General features: G+C 59.1%; 12 protein-coding genes. 4 read left to right on the top strand and 8 right to left on the bottom strand.

The annotated features are described in order from the left end of the window. Positions 1-7 precede the first annotated feature (7 nt). From K8U03_19080 to K8U03_19105, 6 genes are all read right to left on the bottom strand, one after another. Positions 8-2,008, bottom strand: coding sequence for an AI-2E family transporter (locus tag K8U03_19080; GenBank protein MCE9606994.1), 2,001 nt, complete (start codon positions 2,006-2,008; stop codon positions 8-10). Positions 2,009-2,313: 305 nt separating this feature from the next. After that, the gene (gene lptB, locus K8U03_19085; protein MCE9606995.1) at positions 2,314-3,078 is read right to left on the bottom strand and encodes an LPS export ABC transporter ATP-binding protein; all 765 of its coding nucleotides are present in this window, start codon (positions 3,076-3,078) and stop codon (positions 2,314-2,316) included. A gap of 46 nt (positions 3,079-3,124) precedes the next feature. Continuing rightward, positions 3,125-5,035 (bottom strand): signal peptidase I, encoded by a 1,911-nt coding sequence (gene lepB / locus K8U03_19090; protein ID MCE9606996.1) that lies wholly within the window; start codon positions 5,033-5,035, stop codon positions 3,125-3,127. A gap of 70 nt (positions 5,036-5,105) precedes the next feature. Continuing rightward, on the bottom strand, positions 5,106-5,822 hold the full coding sequence (gene lepB / locus K8U03_19095; GenBank protein MCE9606997.1) for a signal peptidase I: 717 nt from the start codon (positions 5,820-5,822) through the stop codon (positions 5,106-5,108). 12 nt (positions 5,823-5,834) lie between these two features. Continuing rightward, on the bottom strand, positions 5,835-7,649 hold the full coding sequence (gene lepA, locus K8U03_19100; GenBank protein MCE9606998.1) for a translation elongation factor 4: 1,815 nt from the start codon (positions 7,647-7,649) through the stop codon (positions 5,835-5,837). A gap of 174 nt (positions 7,650-7,823) precedes the next feature. Then, the gene (locus K8U03_19105) at positions 7,824-8,207 is read right to left on the bottom strand and encodes a VOC family protein (GenBank protein MCE9606999.1); all 384 of its coding nucleotides are present in this window, start codon (positions 8,205-8,207) and stop codon (positions 7,824-7,826) included. A 202-nt stretch (positions 8,208-8,409) separates the two neighbouring features. On the opposite strand from K8U03_19105, the gene K8U03_19110 reads away from it, so the two are divergent. From K8U03_19110 to K8U03_19125, 4 genes are all read left to right on the top strand, one after another. Then, entirely contained in the window at positions 8,410-8,874 is a 465-nt protein-coding gene (locus tag K8U03_19110) for an adenylyltransferase/cytidyltransferase family protein (protein MCE9607000.1), read from the top strand. Next, the gene (locus tag K8U03_19115) at positions 8,874-10,031 is read left to right on the top strand and encodes a glycosyltransferase family 9 protein (protein ID MCE9607001.1); all 1,158 of its coding nucleotides are present in this window, start codon (positions 8,874-8,876) and stop codon (positions 10,029-10,031) included. Before K8U03_19110 ends, K8U03_19115 begins: the two co-directional genes overlap by 1 nt. After that, positions 10,028-11,008, top strand: coding sequence for an endonuclease/exonuclease/phosphatase family protein (locus K8U03_19120; GenBank protein ID MCE9607002.1), 981 nt, complete (start codon positions 10,028-10,030; stop codon positions 11,006-11,008). Before K8U03_19115 ends, K8U03_19120 begins: the two co-directional genes overlap by 4 nt. Before the next feature lie 291 nt (positions 11,009-11,299). Then, positions 11,300-11,818, top strand: a complete 519-nt coding sequence (locus K8U03_19125; protein MCE9607003.1) for a hypothetical protein — start codon at positions 11,300-11,302, stop codon at positions 11,816-11,818. A 110-nt stretch (positions 11,819-11,928) separates the two neighbouring features. On the opposite strand, the gene K8U03_19130 is transcribed toward K8U03_19125, so the two are convergent. Next, on the bottom strand, positions 11,929-12,357 hold the full coding sequence (locus tag K8U03_19130) for a secondary thiamine-phosphate synthase enzyme YjbQ (protein ID MCE9607004.1): 429 nt from the start codon (positions 12,355-12,357) through the stop codon (positions 11,929-11,931). A 255-nt stretch (positions 12,358-12,612) separates the two neighbouring features. Further along, positions 12,613-12,815 (bottom strand): hypothetical protein (locus tag K8U03_19135; protein MCE9607005.1); only part of this gene is annotated, 203 nt, incomplete at its 5' end.

A 12,815-nucleotide genomic window follows, 5' to 3' on the forward strand; every position in this document is an offset into this window, starting at 1 on the left:
ATTCCGATCAGCGTGTCGCCGCTGATGGTTGTGCGATGTAGGCATCGATTCGATTTTCGGCGACGTGATTGCCGTTTAACTTTTGCGAGGCGGAGAATTGCGTCGCCTGCTCTACGCTTTCTTGGAGAGTCGTGACGAAGCGATCGATCCCTGTTTCGGTGAGCCGTTCTTGCGCTTTCTTACCGGAACCGGCCGTCGTCCAAAGCCCGACGACGATCTTGAGCTTCGGGAATTTCGGACGAAGCCGTTTGCAGAGGTAGCGTGCATGAGTCGCTGCAAACGGCGGTAATGCCGAGACGCAGACGACTCCGGCCGGATTCTCGGCGACGCGCGTGAGCATTTCCGAAGCGAGCGTGCGAGTCGACGCGACCTCGACGCCGATTCCTTTGGCTTGCATCAACTGCGCGAACATGAGGGCCGCGATCTCGTCTGCTTCGTCGCGCGCCGGGAGGCAAAGCACCGAGATTTCGGGTGCCGGATTCGGTAGGGCGTGCGACTCGGAAGAGTCGGTCGCGAGCTGCTTTGCGCGCGATCCCAGATCGTCGACCAACTCACGCACGGTTTGGCAGATGAATTGTTGTTTTGCGTCGTCGAGTTCGCCCCGATGTCGGTCTTGTTCCGCGAGGCTCAGCGCCGGGAGGATCACGCTGTCGTACAGCGCTTCGAGCGTGCCGGTCTTGAGAAACTCTTCCGCGACCTCGATCGCTTCTTCAGGATCTTGCGCTAGAAGTCGCTGGTAGAATCGCGAATGTGCCGGCAAGACTTGATGGTCGCTCAAGAGAGTGTTGAGAAACGCCATTTGCGGCACGTATTTGCCGAGGACCGTGAAGCAAACGGTCAGCGGCGTTGCCATCACCAGGCCGACGGGTCCCCAGATCCAAGTCCAAAAGACGGCGGAGACCAAGATGCCGATCGTCGAGATGCCGGTGCTGGCTCCGTAGAGCCACGGCTCCATGACGTTGTTGCTGATGAGCTCGTTAAACAGAAACAACGCCAACACGAGAATCGGGCGTGTCCAATCGTCGAACACGGCGAGCGAGAGCAACAGCGGAATCGTCGCGGCGATCCAAGGCCCGACGTACGGCACGAACCGCAAGACCGCGGTCATCACCCCCCACAGCACGGCGTTGGGCAAGCCGATGAAGAACAGCCCTAAAGCGATCACGATGCCGTAGGAGGCATTGATGAGCAATTGCATCTGGAGGTAACGGCTAACGCGAAACGCAGCATCGTCTAAAGCCTGCGTCGTGAGGTTCAGTTGTCGTGAGCCGACTAAGCGAATGAGTCGATTCCGCAAGTCTTCCCGTTCGAGCAAGATAAAGATCACGAATACGATGACGATCGCGGCATTGCCGAGCGGCGACAACAACGGCCCAAGAAACCCGGTGGCAACCTCGCGAGCCGAAATCGGATTGACGACTTCCACCGGTACCGGAACGGGCTCCTGCGTTTTACCGTTTCCGCTCATTTGAGCGACGTCTTCTACCGGATCGGACGGAGATCCGATGCGAGATCGCGGTTTACTTTCTTGATTCCCATTGGCGTCGTCGTTGTCGAAGGCCGTGGATTTCAACGGCTGGCCTGAGGTGTTCTGGGAAGAGGCGGGCGCGGCGTTTTTAATTACTCCGGAGCGAATATCGTTGAAGATGTTCGAGATCGACGAGAGAGCTCCGTCGCCGTTCGAGCGGACGAGTTCGACCTTGTGAGCGATATTCTCTTTGTAGTCGGGCAGCCGCTTCGCAAGGTCATAGAGTTGTTGGACGGCGACGTAGCTAAGAACCCCGAGCCCGAGGAATAGGGCCGTCACCATGATCAAGACGGAAGGAATGCGCCCCAGCTTCCAGCGCTCGAGCCTTTCCACGGCCGGCGCCAAGAGAAAGCTCAGCAGCACGGCCAAGGCAAACGGCAGTAAGACTTCGCGGCCGAAGTAGAGGATCGCGATGACGGTCACGCCGCCGATCAGCGAAAACGTGCGCGGGAATTGAAACGGGCCTTCAGGGCGTGCCATATGCGATCGCAAGGTGAGCGGAAATCGGCGCCGAAACTATGTGTGCAAACTATTGATTCGCTATTAGTAAGCACATCTTGTGCCGAAAGACATTTCCGAGACGTATCGCTCGCTCTACGAAATCCGAGCGTGTTGACGCCCCGAATGATTTTGGGCGAAAAGAGCGGACTTCAAGCCAAAACGGCAGATGGTTCGTGAACTGCTGCCATGCGAAGCGCATACGATCGCGCGAAAGTCGATCAGCGGGGAAGATCGTCGCCTAGATGGCTGATCAAGCTGAGTACAAGCTAACGACCTACAGGAAGCTATGCGGCTTCGTTGTCAGGACCGTCGCTCAGGCCGTTGCCGATGTCCATCGAGTCGCCGAAGTAATACTTTTTGGCATCGGCGTTCTGCAATACTTCCTGCGGCCGGCCGTGGCAAAGCACCTTGCCGCCGCGAATCACATAGCTCCGATCCGTGATCTGAAGCGTCTCGCGCACGTGATGGTCGGTGATGAGGATCGACATGCCGCCGTTTTGCAGTTCGCGGATGATCTCTTGGATGCTATCGACCGTGACGGGATCGATGCCCGTGAACGGTTCGTCGAGCAGAATCAATTGAGGATCCGAGACCAAGCAGCGCGCAATCTCCAGCCGCCGTCGCTCACCGCCCGACAGCGACATGGCGGTGCTTTTGCGAAGATGCTTGATCTTGAATCGCTCCAGCAATTCATCGCACCGAAGCTTGCGCACTTTGCGATCCATACCGAGCATTTCCATCACGCCGAGCAGATTCTTCTCGACGCTCAGCTTGCGAAATACGCTCGACTCTTGCGCCAGGTAACCCATCCCACCTTCCTTGGCGCGACGATACATCGGCCAAGTGGTGATGTCTTTGTCGTTGAGGAGCACCTTGCCTGCATTCGGCTCGATCATGCCGCAAGCCATGCGAAAGCTCGTGGTCTTGCCGGCGCCGTTGGGGCCTAAGAGCCCGACGATCTCCCCGCGCCCGACTTCGAAGTCGACCCCGTCGACGACGCGCCGCCGCCCGTAGATCTTCACCAAGCCTCGAACTTCGAGCATCGACATCGGGATTCCTTTCCCAAAAACTTCGCAACCGACTCCGCCGGAGACCTTATCGAATCAGCCGCATTGCGCGGAAATTGGGCCCATATTGGTTGCCGAGAAACGGCAGGTCCGGCAGCCCGATCGACGTTCCGGGAACGTTTTCGAAGCCGTGCGGCCAGTAGACGAACAGCGCTTTGCCGATCAGCAATTCTCGTTTGACGTAAGATTCATAGCCTTGCCCGTTCCAAAGCCGACCATCGAGGCTTTTCGGACTGTTATCGCCGAGTACGAAAAACTGATCGGCCTGCAATTGGAACGTCACCGCTCCGAGTTGGCTCCAGCGTTCCGGCGCCGTTTTTACATCCGACATGAAAGCTCGCAACACATCGGCGTCTCGCCATTCCGAGGAAAGTTGCGTGAGCCCGGGATGCTCGAAAGCTTGAAACGCATTGTCGCGATAATCGGCCACGTTGTCTCGAATCGGCGGCCATGTCGGATACTCGGCGAGATGTTCGCGTCCTTTATCGGCGACGTAATATAAGTCGCGTTTGAGATGCAGATGCGAGGCCGTGATATCGACTCCACGCGCCGCAATGCCGACCGGCGAGCGGAGATCTTGTTCCGTAGGGATGCCGATCTCAAGCGGCGGAAACTTCGTGTCGCCGTCGAGTTTGTGTCCTTGCGTCACCATGCGCGGTGTGTTGTTGTCGTCGCGGCCGATCGTGAAGACGGGCGCGGAGTTCGTCGCCAAAAAATTCGTCGAAGCATCGAACGCGATCGGCTTATTGCCGACCCAAAGCAAGAGATGATCGTCGATGTTGGCGAAACGAAGTCGGTGGGGGCCTTTGCCTACGACCGCGGCTTTGGCTGTCGGATGATATCCTTCCACTCCCTCGATTCGTAGCTCGACGTCGCCCGTCGCCGCACGAATGCGGCATTGAAACGCTTTGCCACCTTCGACCAATTCCAAGATCGCTTCGGCGTTATCGTCGGCGCGATCCGTGAATTCGAGTTCGCACTCCAGCGCCAAATCGCTTACCCAATGGATGCCGAGTGCGCTGATATCATTCGCTTCGCCCGTGTTGTATTCGCAGAAGTCGGCGATGAGTTGCGGTTTGCAAAACGTGCGACGGTCTTCGTCCGTCAGAGGACGTTGGGTGAGAATTCTCCATGCGCGGTCGTCGGGCACGACGTGTTCGTAGCGGAGCCAAGCTTCGACCGGAGACTTGCCGACGGCCCGAAACGATTTCATATCGGCCGAGGTCTGCCATGTCGCATCTTTCGCAGCCACGGCTTCGCCGTTGGGTTGCGATTGTCGCCAGCGTTGCGGCCAGCCGCGTTCGATCAGCTGCGGCAAGACGTGGTCGTTGTCGTAGACGGTCTGCATGATCGCCACGATCTTTTCGGGCGACTTGCGCGCGATCGTGAATTGATTCGCCTCAGGGCTGCGTGCGTAAATATCCCCGCGATAAATCAGGATCTCTTCTTGGGGGAGTCCGACGACGCGCTTGATGTAGTTTTGCTTCGCTTCCCCGGGATTTTTGAATACCGCGACATCGAAGCGTTTCGGGTCGGCGAATTCGTAGGGAAATTTCGTTACGAGAATCCGATCGCCGTTGAATGTCGGCGGAAACGTATCCGGATGATCCGCGTAGACGTCGCGAAAACGACAGTTCGGGCAGATCGACGACGTCACTCGCCGCGGCCGTTTGTTTTCTTCCTCGGGAAATTCTTCGCTCGCGCCTACGCGATAGGGCATGCTGCATTGCGGGCACTCGATTTCCTTATGCGCACCCATCAGCGTGAGGGCCATCGAGCCGGTCGGAATGACGAACGCCTCGGCCTCGAAGCTGCGAAACAAGAACGCGAGTATGAACGCGATCGCGATCGAGTCGAAGGTCTCGCGAATGCTCTCGAACATCGTCGGCTTGGGACCGGTCGCCTGCCAAGGGACCGATGCGTCTTTAGACTTCGACATGGCGATTCGCTTCTGCGGATAAATACGAACGAGGCGGAGAGCTTGTTGACCCAACTCAGTCTGGGCGCAGTCAGCGAATATACCGGATCGCCGAAACGTCGGGAACGTTAAAAGGGATGCCGTACCAAGTGGCGGCGCGCAGCGGATAATGTACCGCAAATGGTTTCCCTACGATGAGTTGTGCGGCTACGCCCGGCCCCTCCGGCCAGAGCCTGCTATCATCCGATAGCTCGGCATTGTCGCCGACGACGAAGTATTCGTCCGGCCCGAGTTGCCATCGGAGCGGGCCGCGATAGCTGCGCGGCGGCGTGTAGTCGGGCGCTTCGGCGAGGGATTCGGCCGGCGGAACGAGCGCGATGCCGTCGGCCGTGAACTTGCCGTCGCGTAGTTCGATCGTTTCGCCCGGCAGGCCGACGACGCGCTTCACCCCGACTAGGTGCGCCTCATGCGGCAAGCGAAACGCCACGATTTCCCAGCGCCGCGGCGCGCGGATGAGAAACGCACGTCGATCGACCAAGAGCCGATCGCCGGGAACGACGGGCAGGTTGTCGATCGTAGGGCCGCGCGAGCGGCATGCGGCGCAGTAGGCGACTCGGCCGGGAATCTCGGCGATGTCGGCTGCGAGATCGTTGCGCTTTCCGCACTCTGCACAGACGAAGGTCCGGTGCGGCCCGAGCACCGTCGGCGACATCGATCCGCTGACGACCGCAAACGGTTCGACGAGCCAACCGCCGACGAGCAGCAGTCCGACGAAGAGCGTGATGATCGGCTCGAGGAAACGACGCATCGAAACTCGAAGCTATTTGTTTTCTTCGTTGCCCGTTTCCAAGACTGCGAGGAAGGCCTTCTGCGGAATGTCGACGCTGCCGATCGACTTCATCCGCTTCTTGCCTTCTTTTTGTTTAGAGAGCAATTTGCGTTTGCGGGTGATATCGCCGCCGTAGCACTTAGCCGTAACGTTCTTACGTAACGCCGAAATCGTTTCGCGGGCGATGATGCGGCTGCCGATCGCCGCTTGGATGGCGACCTCGAACTGGTGCCGATCGATTTCGCTGCGCAGTTTCTTCACGATGGCTCGTCCGCGCCGTTCGGAATCGCGCCGGTCGCAGATGACGCTCAACGCGTCGACCCGATTGCCGCCGACGAGAATGTCCATGCGCACGAGATCGGCTTCGAAATAGCCGACGAGCTCGTAGTCCATCGTGCCGTAGCCTTTGGTGAAGCTCTTGAGCTTGTCGTGCAAGTCGTAGATGACTTCGGCGAGAGGCAAATCGTAGACGAGCATCGCGCGCGTCGGCGAGAGGTATTCCGTCTTCACGTACGTGCCGCGCTTGTCGTTGCAAAGCTGCATGATCGGGCCGATGTCGTTCGACGGCAGAATGAAGCTGACACGCACGATCGGTTGCCGAAACTCTTTGATACTGCCGGAATCAGGGACTTTTTGCGGGTTGTAGATCCGGAGCGTCTCGCCCGCCGTGTTCACGATTTCGTAAGTCACGTTCGGCGCGGTCTGCACGAGATCGATATCGGCTTCTTGCTCCAAGCGTTGCTGCACGATTTCCATGTGCAACAGACCGAGGAATCCGCAGCGGAAACCGAAGCCGAGCGCATCGCTCGTTTCCGGCTCGAACTCGAAGCTTGGGTCGTTGATGGCGAGCTTGGTAAGCGCGTCGCGCAGTTCCTCGAAGTCTTGGCCATCGGAAGGATAAAGCCCGCAGAAGACCATTCGCTTCGGCTCAAGATAGCCGGGAAGCGCCTCGGCAGCTTCGTCGCCGGGGATGCTTACCGTGTCGCCGATATGGACCTGGCGCACGTCCTTGATGTTGCAGATGATGTAGCCGACTTGGCCGGCCTGCAACGTATCGCACGCTTTGCGCTCGGGAACGAACTGACCGGCTTCAAGGATGTCGAACGTCTGTCCGGTGCGGAGGAAGCGGATCTTTTGGCCCCGGTTGAGCACGCCGTTCATCAAACGCAGATACGTGATCACGCCGCGAAACGGGTCGTAGTGCGAGTCGAACACCATCGCTTGCAGCGGCGCGGCCGGATCTCCTTTGGGTGCCGGCATCTTCTCGACGATCGCCACGAGCAAGTCTTCGACCCCTTCGCCGGTCTTGCCGCTACAGCGTTGCACATCGAAAGGATCGATGCCGAGCGTCGACTCCATCTCGCCGATCACTTCGTCGGGCCGCGCGTTGACCATGTCGATCTTGTTCAACACCGGCACGATCGTGAGATCGGCGTTGATCGCCGCGAAGGCGTTCGCCATCGTTTGCGCTTCGACCCCCTGCGAGGCATCGACCAGCAGCAATGCCCCTTCGCAACACGCCAAGCTGCGCGAAACTTCGTAGTGGAAGTCGACGTGGCCGGGGGTGTCGATCAGGTTCATCTCGTAGATGACCCCTTTATGCGGAAACCGCATCGAGACGGCGCGGGCCTTGATCGTGATGCCGCGCTGCCGTTCGAGATCCATGTCGTCGAGAATCTGCGCGCGCATTTCCCGCTTCTCGATCGTTCCGGTCTTCTCCAAGATTCGATCGGCGAGCGTGCTCTTGCCGTGGTCGATATGGGCGACGATGCAGAAGTTGCGAATGTGCGTACAGTCGAGAGGCATGGGGGAAATGCAAAAGGCTGAATGAGAAATGCAAAACGACAGACGGGGCGGCAGCGTGGCGAACGAACGGCTGCTACGCAGCTTGCCGCACTTGCTAGCCTAGAAAGTATAAAGGAGCAGGGGGAAAGCGGCAATCCGAGCGAGGCGGCACGAACGGCCTGGCGAACAAGCCGTTTATGCGAAGTTCTTACGTGGAAACTCGAAGAAGCGGACCCGATTGCCGTCGGGATCGCGAATCGTGAGTTCTCGGTAGCCCTCGGGATGTTCGTCGGCAGGTGGGCAAGAAATGCCGGCGGCCAAGAGACGAACGCGCGTTGCCTCGAGATCGGCCGCTTCGAAACCGAGACTCCAACGCGACTCCGGAACCTCGACACGTAATTCCGGGGAATCCGGGCGGCCGATTATCGTAAGCCTGCCTTCTCCGCCGACGAGCAACGCATATTGTCCCTTCGTCATCCGTACGGCGACACGCAGCCCGACGACGTCGCGATACCACTCGACCAGCCGCAGCCAATCGGTCGTCCGAAGTTCGACGCTGTAGAGCGAGGGGCGTTCCATGAGCGCCATTATCGTTGCATTGAAAGTGCCGGCAAGGCCGGCAACTTATACGACCGCGGAATGTCGCGAATAGCCGCCTGACCTCGACCCCGGGCTTGGCTTCTCGCTATCATTCGCAATCGATCCTTGAACTGGATCTATAGCTTGTGCGGCAGGATGCTGCGCTCGGACTTCCGGACTTCTTCGGCGAAGGATTGCCTCGATGAAAATGGTGTTCACCAACGGCTGTTTCGATCTCCTGCATTCCGGGCACGTCGACTTGCTGGAACGGGCCCGAGCGCTGGGGGATATGCTCGTCGTCGCGATCAACAGCGATGCCTCGGTCCGAGCCCTTAAAGGTCCGCACAAGCCGTACGTGCAGGAACGCGATCGGCGGAAGATGTTGCTCGCTCTGCGCTGCGTCGACTATGTCGCTATTTTCGACGAACCCGATCCGCTGCGATTGATTCGAGAGATGCAGCCCGACGTATTGGTGAAGGGGGGCGACTGGTCGGTCGCGCAGATCATCGGCGCCGACTTCGTGCTCGCACGCGGCGGCGAAGTCCATTCGCTTGCGCTGCTCGAAGGGTATTCGTCGACGTTAGTCGCGGAGCAGATTCGCAAGCAAGTGCCCGGCAGCGCATCCCGTCCGCTCTCGTCCACGATTCCTTTGCGTAAAGCATCGTAATGGCGAATCACATTCTGATCGTCAAACTAAGTTCGCTCGGCGATGTGATCCACACGCTTCCTGCGGCGCAGGCGCTGCGGCGCAGGTTTCCCGAGGCCCGCATCTCGTGGGCCGTCGAACGTGCGCATAGCGGCGTGCTGCGCGGGCTGCCGTTTATCGACGAAATCATCGAATGGGATCGGCGCACTTGGGGGACGCTCGGCGACTTCCTAGGTCGGTTGCGCAAACGCAATTGGGATCTCGCGATCGATTTTCAGGGCTTATTCCGGAGTGCTTTTACGAGTTGGGCTGCGCGTGCGAAGCGTCGGCTTGGGTTTGCGCCGCTTCGCGAGGGAGCGCATTGGTTCTACAACGAACGAGTCGCGGCACCGAAGCAACCGCTGCATGCGGTCGAAAAATACCTTCGGCTGATCGAGCCGCTCGGAGCGATCTACCCCGGCTTGCCGCTGAGCAGAAGTTATCTCGGTACGGCAGTTCCAGCGGCAGCGGAAGGTTTGTCATCGGGTGTACCCGTGCCGACGGGGCCGGAGATGTTTCCGCTCCGCACCGCCGAGGCCGACCGCGCGGATATCGATGCTTGGCTCAACGAACGAGACTTCGATTCCACGCAGCACCGGCTGGTGATTCTGAACCCTCATTGTCGCAAAGAAGCGAACATCTGGCCGGCGGATCGCTTCGCGCAACTCGCCGGGCAACTGCTCGCGCAAGACGATGTACGCGTCGCCGTAAGCGGCGGACCGGTTGCGAATCAACTTTGCGAGCGCATTGCCGCTTCGCACGGCAAGCGTGTGTGGCGAGCCGACGGAGCGTTCTCGCTCTTGGGCTCGGCCGAATTGATTCGCCGCGCTAGTGTCTTCGTGACGGGAGACACCGGCCCGATGCATATCGCGGCGGCCGTGGGAACGCCGATCGTTGCGATGTTCGGACCGGCCGATCCGTTGCGAACAGGACCTTACGCCGCCGATGCGGAAGTGTTGACGAAGCGGTTGCCGTGTGGGCCCTGCTTCGCGAAGAAGTGCCCGTTGCATCATGAGCCGGCAAAGTGCATGACCGACATCGGGGTCGAAGAAGTGTTCGCGGCGGCCATGAGGCAAATGGAGCGGTCGCGAAGCTCCGAACAGCGCGATCAAGCACCGAACCGGAGACGATCGGCATGAGCGAAGTGCATCCTCGGATCATCCGCACCGACGCCGGCCCGAAGCGGCTCGCAGGCAAGCTCGCTCCTCCGCAAACACAGCCGACGAAGATCGCTACGGAGAAGAGCATCACGCCCGATAACGGAACGACTCGCGCACGCCTTTGGCGAGCGGCGGTACTGACGACGATGTTCTTCGGGGCCGTGATCTATGCGGGACAACAGCGCCGCCCGATCGGGCCATCGGCGGGCACGCTCGACGTGCGCACTATCGTGTCGGCAGTTGCCGCGTCGCAACCCGCCAAGTTGAGGATCGGAACCTACAACATCCACGGCTGCAAAGGGACCGACGGCCGAATCGATCTCGCGCGCATCGCGGGAGTGCTCGGCAGTCTCGATTTCATCGGCTTGAACGAAGTGCATGGGCCCGGACCGTGGGAAAAGGAAGATCAAGCCTCGGCCTTGGGGCGTACGTTACACATGACTTCGCTGTTCACTCCCACCGAACAGCGCTGGTGGCAAGCGAAGTTCGGCAACGGATTGTTGTCGAAGCTCGACGTTCGAAGTTGGCAAGTCGTGCCGCTGGAACGACGCCACGGCAAGAGCTATCGCAACTTGGTACACGTTCGCGCCAAAGCCGCGAACGGAACTCCGCTCAATATTTTAGTGACGCACATCGATCGCTCCGACGATCGCGAACGACATGAGCAAATGCGAACCGTCGGCGAATACTTCCTCGCACTGCAGTCGCCGGCCGTGTTGATGGGAGATCTGAATAGCGACGCCGCCGATCAGGAAATCGTGAAGCTGTTGGATCAGCCGGGGGTCGTCGATGTGCTCGGCAAAGTGAAAGGGTTTCAGACGCCGCGGCACATCGATTGGATTCTCACGCGCGGACTTGAACCGGTAGACGCAGGCGTCTCGCCCGTTGGGCCATCGGACCATGCCCACATTTGGGCCGACTTAATCGTACCTGCCGAAATCTCGACGCAGCGCTAAGACCACGCGCTTGCCGTTACGGATGCCTGTCGGAGCATGCCGGCATTCCGTGAACCCTTGAAACGAGTTTGCCGGTTGTAGCGATTTTCTCGATTTTGCCGGAAGTGCGGCCGATGAAGCTTTGTAGCACGAAGCTCGATCCTAAATACGGACGGCTTTGAAGGCTAGCGACCGGGGGGCCGGCCGATATTCGCTACTGCACCGGCGCATGGAAGCGCCGGGCGAGCGAAAGTTGCCGCAGCGCCTCGAAGACGCACACTTCGACCACGCTTCGCTAGGGGATCTTCGTTTATGGTTCGCTTCATCGGCCTTGCCTCGATCGTGCTCCTTTCGGCCTTTCAAACAGGTTGCTGCTCGTCGCCGTGCGGCAAGGGAATGGGCTGCGGTCGGTCTTATTGGGGTGCTTACGCCGACAATCCACCGACCTGCGAGCCATGCGACACCTACGGCAACTGGACCGGCTCGAACTGCGGTCCGTGCGGCAAGGGAGGAAGTTCCCCCTATCCTTGGGAACGAACTCGCGGGCGTCGGGTAACGCTTTTCGGTTCGCTCTTCGGCTGCTGCTCCACGTCCGGCCGTAGCACCTCTTGCAGCGAACCGAGTTGTGGTGAGCCCGACTGCGGCGAACCTAGCTGCGGCGAGCCGAATTGCGGGTCGGAGCCCGACTGCGGTTGCGGCCACAGTTCGAATCTCGACACCGCCGCGCCGGCTCCTCAGGCCTCGAACGGCCGCTCGCCGCGCATGTCGAACGTCAGCTATAGCCGCACCGCATCCAACGGTTCCGCCAACTGCAATTGCGGCCGACACTAAGCCGATCGCGATTCAGCAGACTCAAACCTTCGATTCTCCGTTCGTGCCGTCCCGTTCGTCCGTCGACGACGCCTTAGGTCGTGGCTTCAACCAAAGTGTTGGAGCCCGACCTATTTTCGTTTCGGCTCTCCTTGCAAGGTGAGCACGAGGCTCCGTCCCGACGCATGGTCGCGATGTTCGCCGAGATAAATTCCTTGCCAGGTACCGAGGCAAAGGCGTCCTTCGTGAATCGGGATGCTTAGCGAGGTGCCGATGAGCACCGCCTTCACATGGGCCGGCATATCGTCGGGCCCTTCGGCCGTGTGGCGATACGGAAAGTCTTCCGGCGCAACGGTATCGACCACGCGTTCCATGTCGTAAGGAACGTCCGGATCGGCGTTTTCGTTGATCGCGAGCGATGCCGACGTGTGACGGATGAAAACGTGCAGCAGGCCGACTTCGCACTGTTTGAGCTCCGGAATCGCCTCGGCGACGATTCGCGTGATCAAATGAAACCCACGCGGGAAGGCGCGAAGTTGCAGCTCTCGATGAACCCACATTGGGGAAATTCCGTATAAAAAATACTTAATAAACGGCGAAGATCGAAGGTTGGATCTACGTCAGCTAAGTGATTGTAAGCCAAGCGGTTGATGCGAAAAAGCATGCCGAATGGCGGCATGCGTGTAAGCCGGATTCTATCAAATCGCGCGTAAAAAATTTGACAATTATCGTTTCGGAAGAATAATGGATCGCTTTCATGCCTCGTGTGTCTCGCCCGCCCGATGACGAAGCTGTGGAGTAGTTCCGCGGCGTTTTCATCGCAGGACACGGAGGACGATACCGGCGGCCGTTTTTGATCTGAAACTTTCGTGTTTTAGTCCGGCCGTTATCGATTTTGAGACGAATGGATTTCGTCGCCAGGGGCACTCTTTTTCGAGAGAGTAGCCGTTGCGTTGGATGATTTTTCGTTCGTGGGCGGTTTTTTTTGGAGGATCGACAAACAAAGATGAGTAATGTT

It is taken from the genome of Planctomycetia bacterium, from assembly GCA_021413845.1.
Taxonomy (GTDB): Bacteria; Planctomycetota; Planctomycetia; order Pirellulales; family PNKZ01; genus PNKZ01.